The organism is Chryseobacterium sp. GVT01B (assembly GCF_019970045.1).
Taxonomy (GTDB): Bacteria; Bacteroidota; Bacteroidia; order Flavobacteriales; family Weeksellaceae; genus Chryseobacterium.
Window position 1 is genome coordinate 610,562 of sequence record NZ_JAHXYI010000002.1, and the last position, 24,133, is coordinate 634,694.

General features: G+C 37.7%; 23 protein-coding genes, 1 tRNA gene and 1 pseudogene. 14 read left to right on the forward strand and 11 right to left on the reverse strand.

Annotation, left to right across the window (positions count from 1 at the left end; translation table 11 throughout):
- Nucleotide 1: 1 nt before the first annotated feature.
- Nucleotides 2-163, forward strand: coding sequence for a hypothetical protein (locus tag LC457_RS06215; RefSeq protein WP_223599098.1), 162 nt, complete (start codon nucleotides 2-4; stop codon nucleotides 161-163).
- Nucleotides 164-453: 290 nt separating this feature from the next.
- Here the strand turns inward: LC457_RS06215 and LC457_RS06220 are convergent.
- Nucleotides 454-526: transfer RNA gene (locus LC457_RS06220), tRNA-Lys, on the reverse strand.
- A 284-nt stretch (nucleotides 527-810) separates the two neighbouring features.
- Between LC457_RS06220 and LC457_RS06225 the strand changes: the two genes are divergently transcribed.
- Nucleotides 811-1,266 carry a MarR family winged helix-turn-helix transcriptional regulator gene (locus LC457_RS06225; RefSeq protein WP_223599099.1) on the forward strand — a complete coding sequence of 152 codons (456 nt, stop codon included), beginning with the start codon at nucleotides 811-813 and terminating at the stop codon, nucleotides 1,264-1,266.
- Nucleotides 1,267-1,280: 14 nt separating this feature from the next.
- Entirely contained in the window at nucleotides 1,281-1,784 is a 504-nt protein-coding gene (locus LC457_RS06230) for a transposase (protein ID WP_223599100.1), read from the forward strand.
- A gap of 71 nt (nucleotides 1,785-1,855) precedes the next feature.
- Here LC457_RS06230 and LC457_RS06235 read toward each other — a convergent pair whose 3' ends face one another.
- From LC457_RS06235 to LC457_RS06255, 5 genes are all read right to left on the reverse strand, one after another.
- Nucleotides 1,856-2,494, reverse strand: coding sequence for a DJ-1/PfpI family protein (locus LC457_RS06235; RefSeq protein WP_223599101.1), 639 nt, complete (start codon nucleotides 2,492-2,494; stop codon nucleotides 1,856-1,858).
- 104 nt (nucleotides 2,495-2,598) lie between these two features.
- The gene (locus LC457_RS06240; protein ID WP_223599102.1) at nucleotides 2,599-3,600 is read right to left on the reverse strand and encodes a GlxA family transcriptional regulator; all 1,002 of its coding nucleotides are present in this window, start codon (nucleotides 3,598-3,600) and stop codon (nucleotides 2,599-2,601) included.
- Between the two features lie 189 nt (nucleotides 3,601-3,789).
- Nucleotides 3,790-5,382, reverse strand: coding sequence for a beta-carotene 15,15'-monooxygenase (locus LC457_RS06245; RefSeq protein WP_223599103.1), 1,593 nt, complete (start codon nucleotides 5,380-5,382; stop codon nucleotides 3,790-3,792).
- Nucleotides 5,375-6,439, reverse strand: a complete 1,065-nt coding sequence (locus LC457_RS06250; protein ID WP_223599104.1) for an HlyD family secretion protein — start codon at nucleotides 6,437-6,439, stop codon at nucleotides 5,375-5,377. The genes LC457_RS06245 and LC457_RS06250 overlap by 8 nt, the downstream gene beginning before the upstream one ends.
- 4 nt (nucleotides 6,440-6,443) lie before the next feature.
- The gene (locus LC457_RS06255) at nucleotides 6,444-7,766 is read right to left on the reverse strand and encodes a TolC family protein (RefSeq protein WP_223599105.1); all 1,323 of its coding nucleotides are present in this window, start codon (nucleotides 7,764-7,766) and stop codon (nucleotides 6,444-6,446) included.
- A 131-nt stretch (nucleotides 7,767-7,897) separates the two neighbouring features.
- Between LC457_RS06255 and LC457_RS06260 the strand changes: the two genes are divergently transcribed.
- From LC457_RS06260 to LC457_RS06310, 11 genes and pseudogenes are all read left to right on the forward strand, one after another.
- A complete protein-coding gene (locus LC457_RS06260; protein ID WP_223599106.1) occupies nucleotides 7,898-8,710 on the forward strand; it encodes an AraC family transcriptional regulator in 813 nt (270 codons plus the stop codon).
- A 103-nt stretch (nucleotides 8,711-8,813) separates the two neighbouring features.
- A complete protein-coding gene (locus tag LC457_RS06265; RefSeq protein WP_223599107.1) occupies nucleotides 8,814-9,245 on the forward strand; it encodes an Rrf2 family transcriptional regulator in 432 nt (143 codons plus the stop codon).
- Between the two features lie 86 nt (nucleotides 9,246-9,331).
- A complete protein-coding gene (locus tag LC457_RS06270) occupies nucleotides 9,332-10,108 on the forward strand; it encodes a methyltransferase domain-containing protein (protein ID WP_223599108.1) in 777 nt (258 codons plus the stop codon).
- Between the two features lie 283 nt (nucleotides 10,109-10,391).
- Nucleotides 10,392-10,883: a hypothetical protein gene (locus LC457_RS06275; RefSeq protein WP_223599109.1), complete on the forward strand. Its 492-nt coding sequence runs from the start codon at nucleotides 10,392-10,394 to the stop codon at nucleotides 10,881-10,883.
- Between the two features lie 18 nt (nucleotides 10,884-10,901).
- A pseudogene (gene nirK / locus LC457_RS06280) lies at nucleotides 10,902-11,936 on the forward strand (copper-containing nitrite reductase); the annotation flags it as partial.
- 39 nt (nucleotides 11,937-11,975) lie between these two features.
- Nucleotides 11,976-12,806, forward strand: coding sequence for a formylglycine-generating enzyme family protein (locus LC457_RS06285; protein ID WP_223599110.1), 831 nt, complete (start codon nucleotides 11,976-11,978; stop codon nucleotides 12,804-12,806).
- A gap of 5 nt (nucleotides 12,807-12,811) precedes the next feature.
- Nucleotides 12,812-13,375: an SCO family protein gene (locus LC457_RS06290; protein ID WP_223599111.1), complete on the forward strand. Its 564-nt coding sequence runs from the start codon at nucleotides 12,812-12,814 to the stop codon at nucleotides 13,373-13,375.
- A 12-nt stretch (nucleotides 13,376-13,387) separates the two neighbouring features.
- Nucleotides 13,388-13,813: a c-type cytochrome gene (locus tag LC457_RS06295; RefSeq protein WP_223599112.1), complete on the forward strand. Its 426-nt coding sequence runs from the start codon at nucleotides 13,388-13,390 to the stop codon at nucleotides 13,811-13,813.
- Nucleotides 13,814-13,855: 42 nt separating this feature from the next.
- Entirely contained in the window at nucleotides 13,856-14,581 is a 726-nt protein-coding gene (gene ric / locus LC457_RS06300) for an iron-sulfur cluster repair di-iron protein (protein ID WP_223599113.1), read from the forward strand.
- A gap of 13 nt (nucleotides 14,582-14,594) precedes the next feature.
- A complete protein-coding gene (locus LC457_RS06305) occupies nucleotides 14,595-16,838 on the forward strand; it encodes a nitric-oxide reductase large subunit (RefSeq protein WP_223599114.1) in 2,244 nt (747 codons plus the stop codon).
- A gap of 68 nt (nucleotides 16,839-16,906) precedes the next feature.
- Nucleotides 16,907-17,359 (forward strand): hemerythrin domain-containing protein, encoded by a 453-nt coding sequence (locus LC457_RS06310; RefSeq protein ID WP_223599115.1) that lies wholly within the window; start codon nucleotides 16,907-16,909, stop codon nucleotides 17,357-17,359.
- Nucleotides 17,360-17,773: 414 nt separating this feature from the next.
- Here the strand turns inward: LC457_RS06310 and LC457_RS06315 are convergent, their stop codons facing one another.
- The 5 genes from LC457_RS06315 to LC457_RS06335 all read right to left on the reverse strand — a co-directional run bounded on the left by LC457_RS06315 (nucleotide 17,774) and on the right by LC457_RS06335 (nucleotide 24,126).
- On the reverse strand, nucleotides 17,774-21,259 hold the full coding sequence (locus LC457_RS06315; RefSeq protein WP_223599116.1) for a DUF2723 domain-containing protein: 3,486 nt from the start codon (nucleotides 21,257-21,259) through the stop codon (nucleotides 17,774-17,776).
- A 363-nt stretch (nucleotides 21,260-21,622) separates the two neighbouring features.
- Nucleotides 21,623-22,411 carry an SDR family oxidoreductase gene (locus tag LC457_RS06320; RefSeq protein ID WP_213278791.1) on the reverse strand — a complete coding sequence of 263 codons (789 nt, stop codon included), beginning with the start codon at nucleotides 22,409-22,411 and terminating at the stop codon, nucleotides 21,623-21,625.
- A gap of 95 nt (nucleotides 22,412-22,506) precedes the next feature.
- Nucleotides 22,507-22,896: a RidA family protein gene (locus LC457_RS06325; RefSeq protein WP_223599117.1), complete on the reverse strand. Its 390-nt coding sequence runs from the start codon at nucleotides 22,894-22,896 to the stop codon at nucleotides 22,507-22,509.
- 99 nt (nucleotides 22,897-22,995) lie between these two features.
- A complete protein-coding gene (locus LC457_RS06330) occupies nucleotides 22,996-23,559 on the reverse strand; it encodes a Crp/Fnr family transcriptional regulator (RefSeq protein WP_223599118.1) in 564 nt (187 codons plus the stop codon).
- Nucleotides 23,560-23,637: 78 nt separating this feature from the next.
- Nucleotides 23,638-24,126: a hypothetical protein gene (locus LC457_RS06335; RefSeq protein WP_223599119.1), complete on the reverse strand. Its 489-nt coding sequence runs from the start codon at nucleotides 24,124-24,126 to the stop codon at nucleotides 23,638-23,640.
- Between the last annotated feature and the right edge of the window lie 7 nt (nucleotides 24,127-24,133).

The window sequence follows — 24,133 nt, forward strand, 5'->3', positions numbered from 1 at the left end:
TATGAAAAAAAATGAACGTCAGGACAATATAACACACGCTGGCAAAATTAACGAGCGAACAAAAGCATTGGAAGTTCTTGAACAAGCAAAAAAAGTACAAGGAAAAATAACATTTCTACGGCAAGGAGCCGGGAGAAACTTTAAACCTAAAAATGAAGAATAAAGAATATTCCTGATTTTAACTGCAATAGAACAAGTAAAGCCAAAAAACTATTTCTAAAGTAAGAAATTTAAGATCAAAAGTATAGAATTTTGAAAATCTGGCTATAATGATCTGTTCAAATGGGTCAGCTAATCAGAATTTACAACTCATCTTTTCCAAAATTTTAGAATGTTTTTGAAACTATAGCACTTGTGCTATAAATAAAGCCCCTACAAAATCAATAATTTTGCAGGGGCTTTATATTTTTTTGATGCTTTTTGAAAATTTTTATTTTCACATCTTAAAGGTAGTGACCCGGCTGGGATTCGAACCCAGGACCCATACATTAAAAGTGTATTGCTCTACCAGCTGAGCTACCGAGTCGGCCACTTACTTTTTCAAGTAAATCCCTTTGTTTAAGGGACTGCAAAGATAGAAAAACAGTCTTAAATTCCAAACTTTTCCGGGATTTTTTATGATAAAATTTACAGCTAAAAAGTCAAACACTTGTTTATAAATTAATTACGTTAATTATTTTTTTTGCTAAAAATTACTGGAATAATGGAAATTGCCAAATGAACCAGTTTTTTGGGCATAAAAAATATTTTGGTGAATCAAAAATATAATATATCTTAGCAACTAAGATAATTAGTAATTAAATTAAATCGATGACTAAAAATAGTATACAGGATTTTCGCGAAGCCAGCAGATCATATTCTGATGCTTCTATTTTCATGCACGAAGCTATTGCCAGAAAAGCAGGTCTTTCCAATGCTGACCATAAGTATCTGGGACTTATTCTGAAGTATGAATCTATAACAGCAGGTGAAATTTCAAAGTTAACAGGTCTTACTACCGGTGCTGTGACAGGATTGATAGACAGGTTGGAGAAAAAGGAGCTTCTTAAGAGACAGTTTATCCGTGAAGACCGGAGAAAAGTAATCATCATTCCAAATCTTGAGAACAGCATGAAACTATTGGGTCCTATTTTCGATGAGTTGCAGCAAAAAACGCTTACACTTATTGCTACTTTTTCTCAAAAGGAAATTGAATCCATTGAACGCTATTTCAGAGAGGCAACTATTCTTATGAAAGAAACAGCAGATTATTTAAACACCCCATAAACCATAATAAAACCATGGAAAGTTTAACCGTCACTTCAATTACCCGCGCAGAAATATGGCTTTGCATTACGACATTGCTTTATTTCCTTATGAATGGTGCACAGATTTTCGAAACTCTTGTATTTGTGCCTAAATGGTCTTCTTCCCCACCCGAAACATTTAAATTCCTTCAGGATGGAAAAGGAGCAAGTCTGAAATTTTTCTGGATCATCCTTCATTCCCTTCACGAGATCGCTTTCATACTTGCTATTATTTTTTGCTGGAAAATTGATCCGGTAAGGAACTGGCTCTTGGCTTTATTCATCGTTCATGCAGCGGTAAGAATCTGGACATTAACCTTTTTTGCGCCTAATATTATACAGTTTCAAAACCTGGCAGCATCCTCTTCCATTTCAGAAGAAATAATATCCAGGATATCACTTTGGAAAACCCTGAATTATGTGCGGGTAGCTATTTATATTGCCGTTTCAATGGGCTTTATTCCTCTTTGTATTAAACTTTTCAGCTTCCGTCATTAATTATTTATTCAAAAAAAAATTTCCGCCAACTGTAAAAGCCGTCGAAAATTTTTAATCAAATTAATTTATTTCTAATGTGAAACATCAGTTTTATTATTCTGATATTCAAAAATCTTAACGACTGTATCAACAGTTTCCTGCCCCAGATGTTTTCCAATAAGATAGAGAGCAGCATCAATTCCGGCTGTAATTCCAGCAGTAGTAATCAGCTGTTCCTGATCAACATAACGTACATTCCGGAGAACATTGGCTTCCGGATTATATTGCTCTAAAGCATCCAACAGCATACTATGAGTTGTGATATCGTGACCAGCAAGTATGCCCGTCCCGGATAACAGCATACTTCCTGTACATACTGTAAACACAACAGTTCCGGCATCATAATGATTTTTAATCCATTTCAGAACAGTTCCCTGAAAATCCTTATCCTGAATATATTTCATAATATGGTCTGGGTTTGCGCCGGGAATGACAATCATATCCGGTTTTGGACAAGTTTGCAAGTCATAAGTCGGAATAACAGCCATCGTATTTGCTTCCGTGTATACAGGTTCTTTTGTTTTTCCGACCGTAAAGCAACAGTAGCTATCGGGCTGTATGGCATTTGCTTTAACAAAAACATCCAAAGGACCATTTAAATCAAGTACTTCTACCTGATCATAGACTAAAAATGCTACATTCATTGTTTTACTGTTTTGTTCGTGTTTCATAATTCTGTTATTTTAAGTTGATTATTTTGGAAATAAAGGCATAGCTCTTCCTTACCGACAATTGATGAACATCAGTTTTATAGTAAAAAAGAAAGAAAAAAAGATTATTCTGTGCGCTTAAATGTTTTCCGGTATTGCGCCGGGGTAAGAGAAATATTTTTAAGGAATAAACGACGCAGCGAAACAACACTGCCAAAGCCGCATTTATCAGCTATTATTTCTATGCTCATATTGGTATATTCAAGCATATTTCTGGCCTGATCCAACCTCATCTTTTCAATGAATCTGCCAGGAGTTATTCCTGATTCTTTTACAAATACCCTCGAAAAATTGCGGACACTCATATTCAGAGATTCAGCAATATATTCTACTGTTACCGTCTCTCCCAGCTTGTCTTTCAACAGATCCCGAACCTGTTTTGTAAAAGGAGACATGGTTTCATATTCCGGCAATGCGTTTCCAAACTGAGACTGCATTCCGGGTCTTTTTAAATGCAGAACGAGGTGACAGGCGACTTCCGCTGCCAAAGCTTTACCAAAATCCTCTTCCAAAAGTGCCAATGCCAGATCCATACCTGAAGAAACACCTCCTGAAGTATAGATGGGTTTGTCACAAATAAAAAATGGATTAACATTAACCTCCAGCTTTGGGTAAGATTTCTGCAGTTCATCAGCAAATTTCCAATGGGTAGTCACTTGCCGACCATCCAGCAGACCCGCTTTGGCAAGAACAAATGCTCCTACACATACCGATCCCATCCGCCTTACTTGTGGTGTTATATTTTGAAGATAGTGATAAACATCGGGACTGATTTCATTCAGTACACTTAAAGCGGTACCAGCCACGAGTAAAGTATCTATAGAAAAATCAATATCATAAATGGTATGATTACACGATAGCGGCATTCCCGAACCGGAATAGATTATTTTCTCTGATGTTCCGGATACCAGATGAACATGATAACCGGAATCCTGTCTTTCGTTATTCAAAAAACGGTTTGCTGACGTAAAAACATCCCACGGTCCGGCAATATCAAGCAGCTGTACCTGTGGCAGTGCCAAAAGCACGATATTTTTCTTCCCGGTATGTTGTACTTCTTTCTTCATATGTCGTTCTGTATGAGTACAAATGTAGAGAGAAAGCGGCTTGTCTGCAATGACAAAAAACATACAGTTCCGGCCAAAATATTTTCATTTTTTCGATCATAACAAAAGAGACTGCCTTATCAGACAGTCTCAGCACTCTACTATAAAATTAGCTTAACAAGCTATACTTTTCAAATATTAAAATTTCACCTAAGCTGGTGATAGTCTTCGGGATTTCAGATAAAGAGCAGTACGGCTCAGATAAGGGAAAAGAAAAATTAATAACAGTGAAGCTGCAAGAAGCCACACCATCATTTCATAATAATCCATAGCAAAACGGACATGATTCTGAACGTTCATTCTTCCCACCAACAATTTATTGGCTGTTTTTACCGCCTTTTCTTCAGGCATTCCTCTGGAAATAAGTTTAGCAGTCTGCTGATGAAGAAAATTTTTGACTGCCGGGTCCACAGCACTTAAATGATCCTGAAAAGCATTATAATGGCTGCTTTTTTCAAACAATTCAAAAAAATTGATCAGCGCTATACTGATACAAAACCCCAGGTATCGGACTGCCAAAGCTGTTGCAGCAGCTGAGGGACCAATAACAGCGGGAACTGACGAAATGATAAAAATAATCGTCGAAACCATAATCAAACCTACTCCCAATCCCTGAAGGAACAAGGGAATATAATAATTAAACTCATCGGCCTGAACGTCAAAAGAATAATACATTAACCCATGAAAGATCAACAGCATTAAAAATCCTGAGCCCCAGATATACCTTATATTTTTCTTTTGCAATACCATGCAACAGGCAATAATTACCCCGGCAACCAACCCTGTAAGATTGAAGATATTTATGTAGGAAATATGAAACGGATCCAAATGCAGCTCCGCAGCAAAATAATTGTTGACAATCCCTGATGCAAACCGGCAGATATACATTACAAAAAGGATCAGCAATCCTACTTTAAAGTTTCTGTATTTAAAAATCCTCAGGTCAATATATGGTCTTTTGATGGCCTGCTGCCGGAAAATGGATATTCCTCCCAAAACAACAATTCCTATGGCACTTCCCAGAATCCGGTTATCCTCCAGCCAATAATATTCCTGTCCAAAAATGGTAATGTATCCCACCAGTACCAGAATAGTACTGAAAAGTCCAAAGCTCTGCCAATCGAGCTTATACAGATGAAATCTTGCATGAGTCCTATAATTGCTCATAACAAGAGTAAGAAAAATAAGTCCCGGCAGATAAGAGAATATCGCTGTTTTATAGACAATATTAAAGTTATAGGAATCAATAAGATCTGCAGTAATCAGATTATTAAACGGCAGCGCACAGATCAGAATTCCGAAGAATACCGAAAAACTGATCTCCCTTCCCCTTTCACTGCTCAGTCTCGTAAAAATAAGAGTAAGTGAAAGGTTCACGTTTCCTGCAAATAACATTCCCTGCATAAAACGTACTGGAAACAGGATGTAAATTTCCTTGGTAAAATAACACGCCAGACAAGCTAAAATCTGCAGCGTGGTAAACAGAAGAAAATATTCCTTTGCTGCCAGAAAGCTGAAAAACCTTCTTTCCAGACTGTAAAATCCTACATATCCTGCATAGAAAAGCGCTACAGAAAACTGAATATCCGCAGGTTCACATCCATAATATCCCGCTGCAGCATTCACATTAGCCAAAGGAAGAAAAAATATAATGATCCCCGGAAGAGTCATCGAAAAGAGAATGATCTTGATCAGCCATTCCGGTGCCCATCTTTTGAAAAAAGGCATTTGTCTTTTAGCCATTAGAATGTTTTTTGTCGGCATATACATTCACGTTCATTCCTACTTTCAGGACCTCAATATCTTTTCTTATTCCATCTACTTTTATTCTCACAGGAATACGCTGAACAATCTTCACATAGTTCCCGGTAGAATTATCCGGAGGCAGCAATGAAAAACTTGATCCGGTTGCCGGAGAAAGTGAAATAATCGTTCCTTTAAATTCCCTGTCAGGATAAGAATCTGCTACAATTTTCACATGATCCCCGATATGCATATCCCTGATCTGTGTTTCTTTATAATTGGCAACCACCCACTTATCTGTTTCATTATTGACAATAAATGCCAGCGTTTCTCCGGCATCAATCATCTGCCCTACTTCCACGGTTCTACGTCCCATTCTTCCGTCATAAGCTGCAGTAACTGCCGTATAGCTTACATCCAGTTTGTGGCGGTCCAATAGTGCTTCCAGTCTTGCAATCTCTGCCAGAACAACTGTCTTTTCTGCCTGAATATCATCTATTTTTGATCGTGAAGCAGCGTAATTATCCTGCGAAGATTTGTAATCGCTTTCATTGACGTCCAACATTGCTTTTACATCTTCAAGCCTTTGTTTTGTGGCAGATTCTTCATCATATAATTTTTTATATCTGTCATAATCAAGCTTCTGCTTCCATACTTTTGCTTTATTGGCATCTATCTGGGCCATTGCTGCAGCAGCTTCTTTTTCTGTGGTACCGGTGTTGCTTTCCAGTACTTTCAGCTGGGCACGGGCTTTCTGGAGCGCTGCCTGCGTCTGTTTCTGCTGAAGAATATATTCGCGGTTATCTATAATCAGAAGCGTATCCCCTTTTTTAACTTCCTGGTTTTCTTCAAATTTCACGGCCACAATGAATCCTCCGGCTCTTGAAATAATAGGGTTCACATATTCCTGAACCTGTGCATCATTGGTCTGTTCGTATGCATAGTAGTCCTTTAGGGTAAAACCACCCCAAACAGCAAGTGCTGCAACAATTAAAACTGAAATCCATCCTGTGATCTTTGTGATCATCCTGTCAGTGGGAGTATATTTTTTTTTCATGGTATTATAAAACGCCTGTAATATTTTGTAGTAAATAATAATTGTTCTGTGCCATAATTTTTGCCGCTTCCAGTTCAAATTTTGTCTGAAGAAGCTGTATATCTGCATCCAGCAATTCTGTAATAAGAGAAGTCTGACTGAAATAGGTATTTTTAATGATACGTGCATTCTCTTTAGCCTGGATGACATTGGCTTCTGCTACCTTTATCTGCTCAAGGGCTTCCTGGTACCTCAGGTAGGCTTCTTTCACCTGTTGCCTTACTTTGTCTTCCGTATCTTTATGTACCTCCTCTTCTTTTTCAAATTCCAGCTGTGCGGCTTTTACCTTATGGGTATTATGGTAAAGGGAAGAAATGGAAAAAGACGCCTTGATACCAACTATTCCCAATGAATACCAATAAGGATTATAGGGATAGAGAAAAATCTGCGGATTGGCATAATAAAATTCACCGTACATCCCGATTTTAGGTCTTACATTGGCTTTTATCTGCTTTAGTTTGATTTTACTCAGCGCTGTCTGCTGTTCAGAAACATGATAATTGAAAGAGTGATCCAGTGCCAGCTTCAAGTAGTCGTTGTAAGAGGTATTTTCATCCCATTGATTAAATGGTGCTTCAGGAATGACAGTCTGCTCATCAGGAATACCCAGAATAATGTTCAGTTTTTGTGTAGCAATGAGAATATCATTTTCTATAGTCACCAATGCCATCTTCCGCTTTGAAAGTTCAAGTTCAATCCTTAAAACATCACTTTTTAAAACAACTCCGTTTTTATAAAGGGCCTGAATTTCTTTAAGCTGTGTTTTCTGATCGGCAATATCCTGCTGAATAAGGTTTCTGAAAATTAAAGTTTTTTGAAGCTCAAGATAAAGCGCTGCCGTTTTGTAATGAATATCAGAAATAGCCTGGTCTTTCTGGATATCCGTAATTTTCTGAAGGGTCTGATTTTCCTTAATCTTAAGATTCAGCTTATTTCCGTTATAAATGTTCAGATAAAAATCTGCTCCGGCCCGGTAAAGAGTATGAATAACTTCATGCTGGGTTGGTTTGGAAAAAATTCCGTTTTCATAGATAGGAATGTTGGATGCTTTTTCTGCAGAACCTTTAACTTCTATTTCAGGAAGCCGTTCTCTTTTCGCATCTTTTACTTCAGCTTCCGCAATGTCTGCATTGATGGTATTGATTCTGATATGGCGGCTGTTTTCTTCAGCTTTTTGCCACGCATCTTTTAAGGAAAGTCGTATAGTATCCTTAGTTGGACTGCCTGTCTGAGCTGATATTGTACAGGAAATTCCCAGCATCAGCAATCCGGCGACATAAATTTTCATTTGAATTTTTGAATTATTGCACTGCAAATTTATCCTCAATCCTGAAATTATATTTATCTAAAATAGTCAACTTTTACATGATTCCGGCCAAATGATTATATTTGCATTTTTACTGGTATTTTATATTTTTTATGGGATTAATTGCTGCACTTCCAGATATTGATAAAGACGACAAAAGTGTATTTGTTATGCACGAAAAATCGGAAAAACTAATTCCTTTCCACAAGCATACAAAAGGACAGCTGAGTTATGTAGAAGGTGGTATTGCCTATATTACGATCAACAATAGAACGTATGTAGTTCCGGCCCGGCATTTCTTCTGGATTCCGCAGGGGATGGAGCATATCTTAGAGATCGGGCACACCGCCACTGTTCTGCGCTCTCTTTATTTCTATGCCCATGATGATCTCTCAGATCCTTTCTACAGCAGACTGGGAATATATCCGGCATCAGAACTGCTGATCCAGATGATCAAGTATACTGAAATATGGGATGAAAAACATGTTACCTCAAAAGACGAAAACTTTGAATTTCTGATAGCTTTAAAAAAGATACTGCCAAAAACCCACCAGCAGCCTTTACCTATTATTCTTCCCGCGACTCACAACAAACAGATGATGAGGATTGTATCTTATCTGGAATGGAATATCGGGGAAAAACTTACTTTGGCAAATGTAAGCAACAGATTCGGGCTGAGTGAACGCTCCATGTCCCGTCTTTTCAAAGCAGACATGGATATTTCTTTTCTTCAATACCTGAAAACGCTAAGAATTATAAAAGCCATTGAATTGCTTTTAAATACGGATAAACCCATCAATGAAATAGCTGATGATGTTGGCTACAGCTCTATCAGCGCTTTTAGTGATACGTTCCGTGAATTTACACAATCCAGACCTTCAGACCTGAGAAAGAGTAATAAAACCACTCAAAATTCCATTGGATAGTCAGCTTTACATATGATGCTCGTCAGCTTTAATAAAAAATAAAAGAGTAATTTATCTTTTATTAGAAATTTCTTTCTATCTTTGTCTCATAAAACTCATAAAAATGTTTTCAAAAACCTGTGAATATGCCTTAAGAGCTTTGATCTACATTGCCCAGCAGTCTAAAAATGACAGCAGGGTCGGGATTAAAGACATTTCAAAAAGCATCCATTCGCCGGAACACTTTATCGCCAAAATTTTGCAGGACCTCAGCAGAAAAGGATTTGTACAATCTGCCAAAGGCCCGAATGGAGGTTTTTATATGGATCAGAAAAACCTGAAAACTTCCATTGCTGATATTGTAAGGGAAATTGATGGTGATAAACTTTTTTCCGGTTGCGGACTTGGTTTGGATCAATGTTCAGAAACGCACCCCTGCCCTTTACATGAGCAGTTTAAAAGTATAAGACAAGATCTCCGTATCATGCTTGAAACCTCAAAAATTCAAAATTTCGTTGATAATCTGGATTTAAAACTAACCCATTTGAAGGTGTAAAAAAAATTTAAATAAATAAAAGATAAAAAGGTATTTATATATTAATAAATCCAAAAAATTACTTATCTCATAAACCTATTAATCTAATGCATACAGAAAATATTGAAAAAATGTCCGGACACTGGTTACTGGCTAAAATCGGTAAAAAAGTGCTACGCCCAGGAGGTCTTGCCCTTACCCAAAAGATGTTATCAATGCTGGACATCAACTCTACTGCTGCTATGGTGGAATTTGCTCCCGGTCTTGGTTTTACCGCACACATGACATTGGAAAAAAAGCCTGGTTCTTACATAGGAATTGATGCTGAACAAAATGCCGTAGAGTATCTTAACAAAAAATTTCGGGGAACATCAGCCTTATTTAAACTGGGAAATGCTGCGGAAAGTTTTTTACCGGAACAATCAGCCAGTAAAGTATATGGTGAAGCTATGCTGAGTATGCATGCAGATCACCGGAAAGCAGAAATTATTCAGGAAGCCTACAGAATATTGAAACCTCAGGGATATTATGCAATTCATGAACTGGCTTTAAGACCTGATAATCTCGACAGTAATGTAAAACTGCATATTCAGAAGGAACTGGCTTTGGCTATCAAGGTCAATGCACGCCCGTTAACCGTTTCTGAGTGGACTGGATTATTGGAAAAAGAAGGATTTAAAGTCTTAAAAGTAGAAACCGCACCGATGCATCTTCTGGAACCTCAAAGAGTTATTGATGATGAAGGGATTTCCGGGGCCGTTAAAATCGCTAAAAACATATTACTCAATCCTTCCATCAGAAAGAGAGTTTTTCAAATGAAAAAAATCTTTAAAAAACATGAAAAAAATATGTGTGCTGTAGTGATTATCGCCAAAAAAGAATAGTAGAAATAAGGTGATAAAAGTCAGAATAAATAAAGGATAAGTTACTCTTTTGTATTGAAAATAGATTTTATATTTGTATAAGAAAAGAAGAAGAAAGTACCTTTCAAAAACCGCTAAGATCCCCGAATCATTTGCAGTTCAGGATGAATAAATCCCTGTTTATGCTATGTAAATCAATCTAAATTGTAAAATTCAAAAACCTGAATATTTATTGATAGTTTAAAGAAACTCATTCAAAAAATTATTTAATAAAAGACAAAAAGGTGTTAATATCTAAATAAAGATGAAACTGAATGCTAAAAATCCTCTTGTATTAATGATGCTTTGCCTGATGGTGGGTGTTTTTATCACGGTCAGTTTTCTGGAAACGCCAATGAAGTTTCAGGTTCCGGGAATGACGCTTCCTGTAGCGCTTGAACTGGGAATGATGATGTTTGGAATATCCACTAAAATACAGTGTGTTTTTCTGATCCTTATTATAGCAGGAATGCTTATAAGCAGAAAAAAGTATACGAAAACAGACTTTATATTAATAGCTTTTTTATTAGCAATCCTCCTGTTAGAGAAGTTCTGGATGCTCCCAGTTCTTGATATCCGGGCCCAACTGCTATCAGCCGGAAAACCTGTTCGATCCTCAGAAATGCATAACTATTTCATCTATGCCGAATCTGCCAAAGCAATCATCCTGTGTATAGCCATAGGCTTACAATTTACCAAACAAAAAATGAATACTGAAGCAATTCTATACAATGCTTACTCCAGCAGAAAAATTTAAATTCTTAATTCCCTTATTATGAAAAAAACGATCGTACTCACCACAGCATTATGCACAGTGATGATATTGGATGCCTGCAAACAAAGCACTTCGTCAGATACAATGAATGGTGCCAATACAGAGAATATCAAAACGGATGGCACAAGCGAAGAATTAAAAATGCCAGCTCCACCCAATGTTCCGGCTCCAGTGGGAAACCGTGCTGCTAAAAAAATTATTGTAAAACTGGAAACGATAGAGAAAACAGGAGAACTGGCAGATGGAACACAGTATAATTTCTGGACTTTCAACGGAACGGTTCCCGGAAGCTTTATACGGGCAAGAGTTGGAGATGATATTGAACTTCATCTTAAAAACCATGAAAATAATACCTTTCCGCATAATATTGACCTTCATGCAGTAAACGGACCTGGCGGCGGTGCTGAAGCTACTTTTGTGGCTCCTGGTAAAGAAGCAACTTTTACTTTCAAAGCACTCAACCCCGGATTATATGTCTACCATTGTGCAACAGCACCTGTAGGAATGCATATTGCCAACGGAATGTACGGTCTTATCCTTATAGAGCCTGAAGGCGGTCTTCCAAAAGTAGACAAAGAATTCTACATCATGCAGGGAGACTTTTATACTAAAGGAAAATTCGGAGACAAAGGATTGCAGGAGTTTGACATGGACAAAGCGATTGCCGAACATCCCGAATATGTAGTCTTCAACGGAAATACAGCATCTCTTTTAGGGGATAAAGAACTTCAGGTAAAAACAGGGGAAACAGTAAGATTCTTTGTTGGGAATGGCGGTCCGAACCTGACCTCTTCTTTCCATATTATTGGTGAAATCTTTGATAAAGTATACATCGAAGGAGGCAGCAAAATAAATGACAATGTACAGACAACGGTAGTTCCTCCCGGAGGAGCGTCTATCGTAGAGTTTAAAGCAACAGTTCCCGGAGAATATGTGATTGTAGATCACGCGATTTTCAGGGCATTCAACAAAGGTGCTTTAGGTAAGATTAAAGTAACAGGACCAGAAAATCCGGCAGTATATAAAAAGAATCAGTAATGAATTAAGGTTCATTGGGATTTCAAAAGAGAAACAATGAGAGCTTTTGTAGTTATAGTAGGTCTGGCAGTATGTTCACTAATGACATGCTGTTCTGAACAGACGAAAAGTCCGAAGATAAAAATTCCAGCTCAACATCATTTAAACCTGGTTGTAAGTCAGAAAAAAATGATTGAAATACCGGGAGGAATGTATAAGGCATTCATCGGAAAAGATTCGGGAAGGATTGTACGGGTACAGACTTTTTATCTGGATGACAGCCCTGTTACGAATCGGGAATATCTTGAATTTCTTAAAGCAAATCCTCAATGGACAAGAAGTAAAGTACTAAAACTTTATGCAGACAGTAATTATCTGAAACATTGGAAAAGTGACTACGAAATCCCGGCAGGAATAAGTCCGGAAGCACCCGTTACCAATATTTCATGGTTTGCAGCTGAAGCGTATGCAAAAAGTACAGGAAAAAGACTTCCGGCAATCAACGAATGGGAATATGCAGCACTGGCAGATCAACAATCTCCGGATGCCTCCAAAGATCCCACTTTTACGGATTATATTCTTAAAGCGTATCAAAAAAAGGATAAAAACAAACAACCTATAAAACAAGAACTACCCAATTATTACGGAATCTATAACATGTATGGAATGGTTTGGGAATGGACTTATGATTTCAATTCAGTGATGATGAGCGGTGAATCCAGAAAAGATAATACCGTGAATAACAACCTCTTCTGTGCCGGAGCAGCAGTAACCTCTTCTGACTTAAGAAATTACGCAGCTTTTATCCGGTACGCATTAAGAGGAAGTATAAAAGCAGATTACTGTCTTAATAATCTCGGATTCAGATGTGCTAAAAACAAAAATTGACCCTTATGAAAAATATAACCCTGATATTACTGGCTTTGATCATGATATCCTGCGGCAAGAAAAATGAAGAGATAAGCCCAGAATCCATCTACAACGTACAGACAAACTGGGAAAAACAGGATGGCAAAAACATTACATTCTCAGATCTGAAAGGAAAAGTACTGGTAACCGCAATGATTTTCACTTCCTGTAAAACGGCCTGTCCAAAACTGACCGCAGAAATGCGAACCATTGCTCAGAAAGTAGGAAAAGTAGACCCAAAGGATATTCAATATGTATTAATCTCCATTGATCCGGAAAATGATACTCCAAAAGTAATGAAGAGATACCTGTATGTTAACCGATTCGATGAAAAAGAATGGAGTTTCATCCGGGGTAATGAAGAAGATATCCGGGAACTGGCTAATATAATGGCTGTAAAATATAAACAGATCTCTCCTATTGAATTCTCCCACTCCAACATCATTACAGTGTATTCAAAAAAGGGAACTCTGGCTTTTCAAAAAGAAGGGCTCGATAGCGATTATGAAGCTATTGTGAACGAAATAAAAAAACAAATACAACTTTAAATGGATAAGATTATGAAAAAATTACTTGTAACAGCTGTGCTGTTTTCACTCGCTGTAACTTCATGTTCAGATAAAAAAGGTACAGATCCTATTCCTCAACCGAAGGAAACCAATACAATGCTGGAAGAGCCCAAACCTCAGGAAGCAGCACCAGCCGCCACTCCTCTTTCAGGAGTTGATGCAGATATTGCGGAAGGAAAATCTCTTGTAGAAGGAACAGATTGTTTATCATGTCATAAAATCGATTCAAAACTTGTAGGCCCCGCATATCAGGAAGTTGCAGCAAAATACAAAGAAGCAGATCTTGATATGCTTGCACAGAAAATTATTGACGGCGGTAAAGGCAACTGGGGAGAAATTCCCATGACTCCTCACGCAGGATTGAGTAAAGATAATGCCAAGTTGATGGTAAAATATATTCTGTCACTTAAGAAGTAGTAAAAAAATTTAAAATAATAAAAGATAAAAAAGTATTATATTATGAATACAAGAACAGACTTTATAGGAAATATGGTTGCTGAAGATTTCAGAACGGCAGCAATTTTTAAAAGACACGGAATTGATTTCTGCTGTAAAGGCGGAAGAACCATAGAAGAAGCCTGCAGCAATAAAAAACTGGCTCCGGAAAAAATCTATGAAGAACTCGAAGCTCTTCCGAAAAATGAAGGATCTGCAATAGATTTCAATAGCTGGCCTTTGGATTTACTGGCAGATTATATTGAGAAAACCCATCACCGTTATGTAGAAGAAAAGACACCTGTTCTGCAAGCTTTCCTTGATAAATTATGCAAAGTTCACGGAGACAGACATCCGGAGCTGTTTGAAATTAATGCAATATTCAATGAATCGGCACATGATCTGGCAGCTCATATGAAAAAAGAAGAACTGATCCTGTTTCCTTTCGTAAGAAATATGGTGAAAGCCAGAATATCAGGCGAAGTACTCCTCCAACCTGCTTTCGGAACAGTAGAAAACCCTGTTAATATGATGCAGCATGAACATACAATAGAAGGAGAACGTTTCAGAAAGATTGCTGAAATCACGGATGAATATCTTCCTCCCGCAGATGCCTGCAATACGTACAAGGTAGCATTTGCCATGCTTCAGGATTTTGAAAATGACTTACATAAACACATTCATCTTGAAAATAATATCCTTTTCCTAAAAGCAGTCCGACTAGAGAAAGAATTTGCCGTTGAATCATAAAAAATAATACAGAATGACACCTAAAAAACTTTGGATATGGCTTGCTGTAGTAATGGTTACTTCGTTTGCTGTTCTTATCTTTTATGGAACTGAAATTTACAGAAAAATCCCTCCAATTCCTGAGAAAGTAGTAACTACAGATGGAACTGTGATCGCTACCGAACAGGATATAAAAGACGGGCAGAATGTCTGGCAGTCTATTGGAGGACAAACAGTGGGAAGTATCTGGGGACATGGTGCTTATATTGCTCCGGACTGGACTGCGGATTACCTTCACAGGGAATCTGTGCTGCTGCTTGATGAATTGGCCAAAAAAGACGGTAAAGTATATAAAGACCTTCCGGATGATGAACAGGCCAAATATCAGGTATTGCTGAAGAAAGAACTTCGTACTAACACCTTTAATGAAAACAGTAATGAAATTATTTTCTCTCCTGAACGGGCTGAAGTACAGAAACAATTAGCCAAGTATTATTCAAATTTATTTATGAATGATGCTTCTATGGCAAAACTCCGGGATCAGTATGCCATCCCGGAGAATACCATCAAAGATACCGGAAGAATGGCTCAGATGAATGCTTTCTTTGCCTGGAGCACATGGGTTTGTATTACGGAAAGACCCGGAGATGATGTGACGTATACCAATAACTGGCCGCATGATGAATCGGTAGGAAATGTTCCTCCGCCTTCACTGCATTTATGGTCTGGTTTCAGCGTACTGCTCCTGTTGGGATGTGTAGGTCTTCTGGTATTTTACCATGCCAGAAATAAAGAGGAAGAAGTCAGTGAAATCCTTCCACTCGAAGATCCGCTGCGAAATATGAAGCCTACTCCTTCTATGAAAGCTACTTTAAAATATATATGGGTAGTTGCTTTACTGATTCTGGTTCAAATGCTGGCCGGAGTCGTTACCGCTCACTATGGTGTGGAAGGAAGCGGATTTTACGGTATTCCTCTGGATCAGTTTTTACCTCAGTCGGTCTCCAGAAGCTGGCATGTACAGCTGGCGATTTTCTGGATTGCTACCTCATGGCTGGCAACAGGACTTTATATTGCCCCGGCCGTTTCCGGGCATGAGCCGAAGTACCAGAAGCTGGGAGTAAATATTTTATTCGGAGCTCTACTGATCGTTGTTTTGGGTTCTCTTACCGGACAGTGGCTTGGTGTAATGCAAAAGCTTGGTCTTGTTGATAATTTCCTTTGGGGACACCAGGGTTATGAATATGTGGAACTTGGAAGAGTCTGGCAAATTTTGCTGCTGGTTGGCCTTATTCTATGGTTGATTTTAATGGTAAGAGCTCTTCTTCCGGCATTAAGACGTAAAGATGGAGACCGTCATTTATTGACACTGTTTACTCTTTCAGCTGTAGCCATTGCGTTATTTTATGGAGCAGGATTAATGTATGGAAGACAAACCCATATGGCCATTGCAGAATATTGGAGATGGTGGGTAGTTCACCTTTGGGTAGAAGGTTTTTTTGAAGTATTCGCAACAGTAGTCGCAGCATTTTTATTTACAAGACTGGGATTATTGAGATTGAAATCTGCCACGAATTCAGTATTGTTTTCTACGATTATATTTCTTGCCGGGGGGATTCTGGGAACATTCCACCACCTTTATTTCAGTGCTACTCCTACAGCAGTATTAGCATTAGGAGCTACTTTCAGTGCGTTGGAAATTGTACCGCTTGTCCTGATTGGCTATGAAGCATACCAAAATTACCAGCTGAGTAAATCAACCAAGTGGATTCAGGCTTATAAATGGCCGATCTACTGTTTCATTGCAATGTGTTTCTGGAATTTTCTGGGTGCCGGAATCTTTGGATTTGCTATCAATCCGCCTATTGCGCTTTATTATATTCAAGGACTGAATACTACCGCTGTTCACGGCCATGCTGCTTTGTTCGGAGTATACGGAATTTTAGGAATCGGATTAATGTTGTTTGTATTACGGGGACTTTATCCTGACAGACAATGGAATGATAAATTAATAGGCTGGGCTTTTTGGCTGACTAATATCGGCTTGCTGGTAATGGTAACCATCAGTCTTCTTCCTATAGGCATTATGCAGTCGGTAGCTTCTATAAAAGAAGGTTACTGGTATGCACGTTCTGCAGAATTTATGCAGACGGATATCATGCACTTCCTGAGATGGATGCGTGTTCCGGGAGATATTTTACTGGCTGCAGGTGAGCTGCTTCTGGTAATTTTCATCATCGGACTTAAATTGGGTTGGTCGTTGAAAGAAAAACGTTAGCATTCTTTATTCAAGCCTCATGAGTTATCCAGCTTGTGAGGTTTGATTACCTTTAATCAAAAAAAATCATGAAACGCAATGAAAATATTATCCCGCTTTCCAAAGATCACCATTTCGGGCTTCTATGCAGTTGGAAAATAAGACAGGGACTGAGAAAAGAAATTGAGGTTTCCCGGATCAAAGATTATATTCTGTATTTCTGGAATCATCATCTGAAAAAGCATTTCAGAGAAGAAGAAGAAATTCTGTTTCTTTATCTTGAAGATGAATATACGCTCCGTATACAGAAAGAGCACAGACAGATTCAGAATATTGTTTCTCAAATTTCATCCTCAGAAAACATTGATCTTTTCTCAGATTTTGCAGACCTTCTGGAACAGCATATCCGTTTTGAAGAGCGCGAATGGTTTCCTCATCTTGAAGAAAAACTGGAAGTACATGTTCTAGAAAAAATCGGAACAGCGCTGAATAATATTCATACAGAAGAAAAGGATGATTATCAAGATGAATTCTGGAAATAAGTTTGACTTTATTTTATTGATGCTAGTTAAACTTCAGAAAAAACCACAAAAGTCACAAAAGCTTTTATTTTAAAAAACTTTAGTCCAAATAAGTTTAAAATAATGTCGGATAAAAGTTCACATAAGATGAAAATCAAAGATTTTCACAAAACTTAGGCACTTATTATGTATAAAGTTTGGCTCTAGAAAAAATTGCATATTTAAAACTTTTGTGACTTTTGTGGTTAAGAATCTTCACTGTAAGTTTAGATAGCTTCTATAATTAAAAAGAGGCTGTTTCAAAAGTCAAATTGTTGACTTTTGTCATTCTGACGAAGGAAGAATCTTATTGATAATCATATACATGAGATTCTTCATTACATTACATTTCATTCAGAATGACACTTCTGAAACAGACTCTTTTCCATTTATAATCTATTGTGTCGCTTTCATCATAGCATTGGTAATTTCAATTTCCTTTTTTCTGGAATATGCAGAATCAAAAGGCTCCATGACATTGAATAAATATTGGTAAAAAGGTGCAATCTGCCGTACATTTTCAGATTCTTTAATCGCTTTTTCTTTGCCCATTTGCTGTAATCCTTTTATAAAAACACTGAATTTTCTATCAATCGGTTCCATTGACTTTAAAAGATAAGCATGTGCTTTTTCATTCTGCCCTAATGTTTTGTAAGCTTCTGTAACTGCTGAAACAACTAATGCATATTCCATTGGTTTTGACCTCATCTGTTTTCTGGCAGCCGCTTTAAATGCCGGAGAAAGATTCTGATAGTAGTCATATTCTTCAAATATTCCTTTCTTAAGGGTTTCCGCCAGCTGAAGACCTTTCTGCTCCTGTCCTGCAACAATATATCCGGTTACCATTGAACTTAATGACCTTGGATCATTGTATTTTTCAACCGGAATTTCTTTCGCTGCAAGGTCCAGCAGTTCTAATGCCTTCGCTTTCTGTCCGCTGACTACAAGTGCAGATACAGCCCTGCTTACGGACATTCTGTAACCTAAAATATTGGAAGTTGCCGTTTCATTATAATAAACACTGAGGTCTTTAAAATTCCCCCATCTGAAGTTTTTCACCACCTGATAAAGTGAGTTGGCATCTACTCTTCCTTTATCCCCATCCGGACTCTGAGGCGTGTGAATAGGAACCAATCTGTAGCTGAAACCGTCAAACTGTAAATATTCGTCAAGATAAAAGATATTCTCACTTTCATACATTCCCCCAGATGAGAAATTAATGGGACGTTTCCAGTCGAAATTAGCCAGCATATCCAGCATCATCAGATTGCTTTTGTAAAGGGTATTTGCTTCATAATTGATCATAATCTGATCTACTGCCTTAGAAAGATCAGCCTGATTGATAATCCCCGATTTTACAGCATTTTCCTTATTTACCGGAAGAATAAATTTACTTACCGGAAGAATATTATATTTTTCATATTGCTTTTCCCCGAAATACATCTTCAGCAATTCATCTTTTTCGGAAGATTTAAGTTTAAGGAACCTGATAGCATCTTTCACCGTCAGAGAATCCTGGGTAAGATATTTTCTGAACTCCTGGAAAGCTGTGTCCGGTGCTCCCTGTTCTTTCAACATTTGGAAAAGTCCTTCCCAATCTTCTTTTTTCATCAGATAAACCTGATCGTTGACACCGTCTCTGTACTCTTCGTGAGTGAGTTCTCCCGGAATTCCCTTGGCATTGTATGTTTTTCTTTTTACCTGATCTATATTCCAGGGCGTGGCTAAAAGAGTAAAATTGACCGTTTTCACATCATCCCTGAATCTTTCCGTTTCCTGAATTGCCCAAACCGGAAAGGTATCATTATCACCATAAATGAAAATAATATCATCCTTAGGCAGCGAACGTAAAAATGAATAGGCATAATCACGGGCTGCAGTCTTTTTACTGCGGTCATGTGACGTATAATTCTGGAACCCCATCATAAAAGGAATCCCCAGCAACACAACTCCCAGCATAATATTAGCTGTATTAGATTTAAGTTTAGACTGAATCAGCCAAAGAACAGCTCCTGCTCCCAGACCAATCCAGATAGCAAAAGCATAGAACGAGCCTACCATCGCATAATCTCTTTCCCTTACTTCAAATGGTTTTACCCCGGTGTAGAAGACAATTCCCATACTTGTAAGAACAAACAGTGAAAGAACAGCATAAAATCTCCCGAAATCCCTGTTCAGCTGAAAAAAGAAACCTATAAGCCCTAAAATCAATGGCAGAAAGAAAAACTTGACGGTACTTTCATTTTTAAATTTAGCCGGCATATGATCCTGATCACCCAACAACGCATTATCAATGAAAGAAAACCCTGAGATCCAGTTACCATTGGTATTTTCCATATGTCCCTCAAGATCATTCTGTCTTCCTACGAAATTCCACATCAGATACCGGACAAAGTAGTATCCGTTCTGGAATGAGATGAAATAATCCATATTCTGGGCAAAAGAAGGGCGTTTTACCTTAATAAGATCGTAAGGTTTTACTTTCAGATAATCTTCTGCGGTAATGGAATCTCCTTCATATTTTGCTCTCAGGTCTTCAAAAATCCTTTTAGCCTCCGGATTGTCTGCTACTTCTTCATTATCATAATTGAAAGTAAAATCAGGAGCGCCATACAAGGCAATATAATTGGCGGTAACCTCTTTATCCTCATTGAACATCCTCGGCATGAAACTGATATGCGATTTATTAAACACATAATTGAATCGTTCCCCGGTTTTTCTGTAGGTTCCGGTTTTTTCATCTTTTTCGTAAATATCTCCGGTCACATCTCTTTTGTAGCTTCCGTCTTCATCTTTTTCCAAGCCGTTTCTGTCGAGAAATGCCGTGTAGTTCTGTCCATAAATTGTGGGCCAGTCACCATATTGTACCCTGTTGTAATAATCTCTCATTCCTATTGCGGTATCCGGATCATTAAGGTTCATCGGCGGATTGGCATTTGCCCTGATGGGAATTACCAGCCAGCAAGAGAAACCAATCATCATATAAACCAGTGACAAAACGATGGTCTGATAAACTTTTCTTTTTGTTTTCCTCGCATATTTAATCAGGAAATAACTCATAGCAATCATAAGAACAAATGCTACAATCGTCCCTGAATGAAAAGGAAGTCCCAGCCCGTTTACAAAGAAAATCTCAAGTTTTCCAAATATCGTCATCACCAAAGGGAAAATAATCTTGAATACAAAAGCAAGAATTCCCAACGTTACCAGATTAGCTACCAGAAAGCTTTTCCAGGAAAAAGTATAGTTTCGGGCGTAATATACCAGACATATGGCAGGAATAGCCAGCATACACATCATATGTACCCCCACAGAAAGTCCTATTGCAAAGAAAATAAGAATGATCCATCTCTCGCTGTCAGCTACTTTAGATTCGTTCTCCCATTTGGTGATCAGCCAGACCAGCAACGCGATAAACATAGAAGCCATTGCATAGACCTCTCCTTCTACTGCTGAAAACCAGAAGGTATCTGAAAAAGTAAAGCATAAAGCTCCGATGCCTCCAGCAAACAGGATTGAAATCTCCTGAGATCTGGTAACACCTTCAAAATCTTTATTCAAAAGCCGTCTTAAAAAATGGGTAATCGTCCAGAACAGAAACAAAATAGTAAATGCACTGAACAATGCTGACATGGCATTGATCACAATGGAATAATTTTCTCCATTTCCCAAGGCAAAAATACTCGCCACCGCTCCTACAATCTGGAATAAAGCAGCTCCCGGAGCATGGGTCACCTCAAGTTTTACTGCAGAAGAAATATACTCTCCACAGTCCCAAAAACTCAGGGAATGCTCCATGGTTGAAAGATAAGTGATAAGTGCAACAGCGAAAAGGAACCATCCCAGTACGGTGTTCCATTTTTTAAAAGACCAGTTTTTCATATAATATTTTCAATATGTATATGACAACCGGGAGGAAGGGTTTATTACATGAAAGAAAATTTATTTACATATTTTTATTTCTAACCACAAAAGTCATAAAAGTGTTAATTTCAATTCAATTAGTTTAAAATGAACCTGTATAAAAAAGTTCATATAAGAAGAAAATAAAGATTTAAAAAAACTTAAATATACTTTATTAATTATAAGTTTTTAAGGTGACTATAATAGCCTTACACCATTGTCATTCTGACGAAGGAAGAATCTCATATACTGCTTAGATTCTTCACTTCACTTCGTTACATTCAGAATGACAGAGGCATAAAATAACAGGATTAGTGTAAAATTGTATGGAATTACCATTTTTTAATATGTATTATTCAATCCTCCATCCAAAGGAATGCTTGTTCCGGTAAGATAATTTGAATATTCTGAGGCCAGAAAAGCTACCAGGTGGCCATATTCTTCCGGCTGCCCGAATCTTTTCATGGGAATCTTATTTTCTCTTGCTTTTTTTATTTCTTCCGCCGAATCACCACTTTGCTGAGCTTCATGAGTAACCAGTTTTTGAATCCGTTCAGTATCAAAATATCCTGTAAGAACATTATTTACGGTGATATTATGTTGTGCAATTTCATTAGAAAGAGTTTTTGCCCACGCAATGACCGCAGAACGGATAGAATTTGACAATGCCAGACTTCCAATTGGTTCTTTAACAGACAGAGAAGAAACGTTGATAATACGGCCGTTTTTCTGTTGGATCATATGAGGCAGAGCCAATAGTGTTGTTTCGCAAACCGTTTTAAATAGAAGATCAAATGCTTTCTGATAATCATCCGGGGTTTTATCGAGTGCTAAACCTGGTTCCGGACCGTTTGTATTGTTCACCAGAATATCAACAGAATGGTCATTAAAATATCCTGTTATAATTTTTTTATAATTTTCAAAGTCCGAGAAATCAGCCACCAGATATTCATGTTTCTGTTCCGGATTGATGACCGGCAGTGAAGAAACGAAATCTTTAAGTTTTGTTTCATTGCGGGCCATAACGGTAACATTCGCTCCGCATTTTGCCAATTCCAGAGCAATTCCTGCTCCTATTCCCTGAGTTGCCCCACCTACTAAAACGTTTTTTGAAAAAAGTTGAATATTCATAATGTCTCGATCAATGTTAATTGGTATAAGATAAATGTAAGAAAAAACCTCCAAATTACATTTTGAAGGTCTGTATTTTAACTCATATTTATCACTTATTTCACTACCGTTGCTTCAAGCTCAACCTTTAATGTTTCAAACAACCCTTTTACTTCAAGCATCGTTACGGCCTGCTGTATTTTATGTTGGGCAATCCACTCCTGAAGAATGGGAAAATATGGCCAGAGTTCTGCAGTAGAAGTTGTATAGATATTTAATCTTACTATACCACTACATTCATATCCCGCTGTGTGGATCACTTCTTCCAGGTTGGCAATAGCCTGTTCCAGCTGTGATTTCATATCTTTATCACTGGATGTTCCATCAGGGTCAATAGCCGCCTGCCCTGAGCAGTATAAAGTACTTTCAACATTTTTTACCTCTACAGCCTGAGAATAGCTTCTCTCATCCTGCCATTTCCATGGGTTAACCGTTCTTTTTTCCATTGTATGAATTTGTTATATGTTACGGTACAAAATTGCAGAACAACTACAGCAAATCTGTGTGATTCGGATCACGATTATGAGGTGAGTCCGATCACTTTTTTACAATGGCAGACGGCTTAAAGTTTCCCTGGAAACGCCTAAATAAGCGGCTAAAAGAGATTTTGGGACACGTTGGACAAGAGAAGGATACTTTTTCAAAAGCTGATCATATCGTTCTTTTATTCCGGTTGTCATCATGGAAATGGTTCGCTGCTGAGCAGTAATAAATCCCATATATGCTTTTTCCAGAAAAAAATGTTCCAGTTTTGGCAGATGGGCACACAGCTTTTTGTAATCTTCTAACTGAAGACACAATACTTCTGTATCTTCAAGACATTCCAAGGACATCGTTGCCAGAGTTTGCTGATAGTAAGCCGGAAAATCTGTTTCCCACCAGTCTTCCATCGCAAATCCAATAATGTGTTCTTTTCCGGTTTCATCGGTATAAACAAGTTTCAGAAGACCTTTCAGAACAAAATAATTATAAGGCACCATTTCTCCCTCCTGTACCAAAAACTGATGTTTCTTATATTTTTTATACGTAAAGCAGGATGATATGAATTCAAATTCATCATCATTAAGCGGAATAATTTTTTCAATGTGAGACCTTAGCAAATGCAGCATGTTCTATTTCTTGTAATATAAAAGTACTCTTTTTTCATCAAGACATTTAAATTCATTGTCTTGATGATATAAACAGTGTTAAAATGCAAACGGATAAACATCACTTAATGTTGGATGAAGCCGATTCAGGGTTTTATAAAACTCTTGTTGAACAGGTTCCGGGATGTTGTCGTATTCATCGAAATAAACATCCAACTGCCGGATAACAAAAGCCATTTGCAACCATTCTTCAAAATTAATATTCATAGGTTCCATCTTTTCATCATAATCATGATTATAGAAAAAAACCTGATCATTAATATTCAGGAACCATCGATCACCCTGCCCGTTACCTGCAAAACACCAATAATCAGTAAGCTCAAATTCTTTATTCTCATTGACAGCCTCCACCGAATTATACAGGATCGTTTCAGAAGAAATTTCTGCTGTTGGTATTTGAGTGACCCAGTTCCTGTATCGTTCAGAGAAAGGAAATAGTATTGTTTTGGAAAAATTCTGCAAAGGACTTTTCACTTTCAATATTTCAGATTCTATTTCTACTAGAGTTAATATGACAAAAGAAATCATAGCTGTA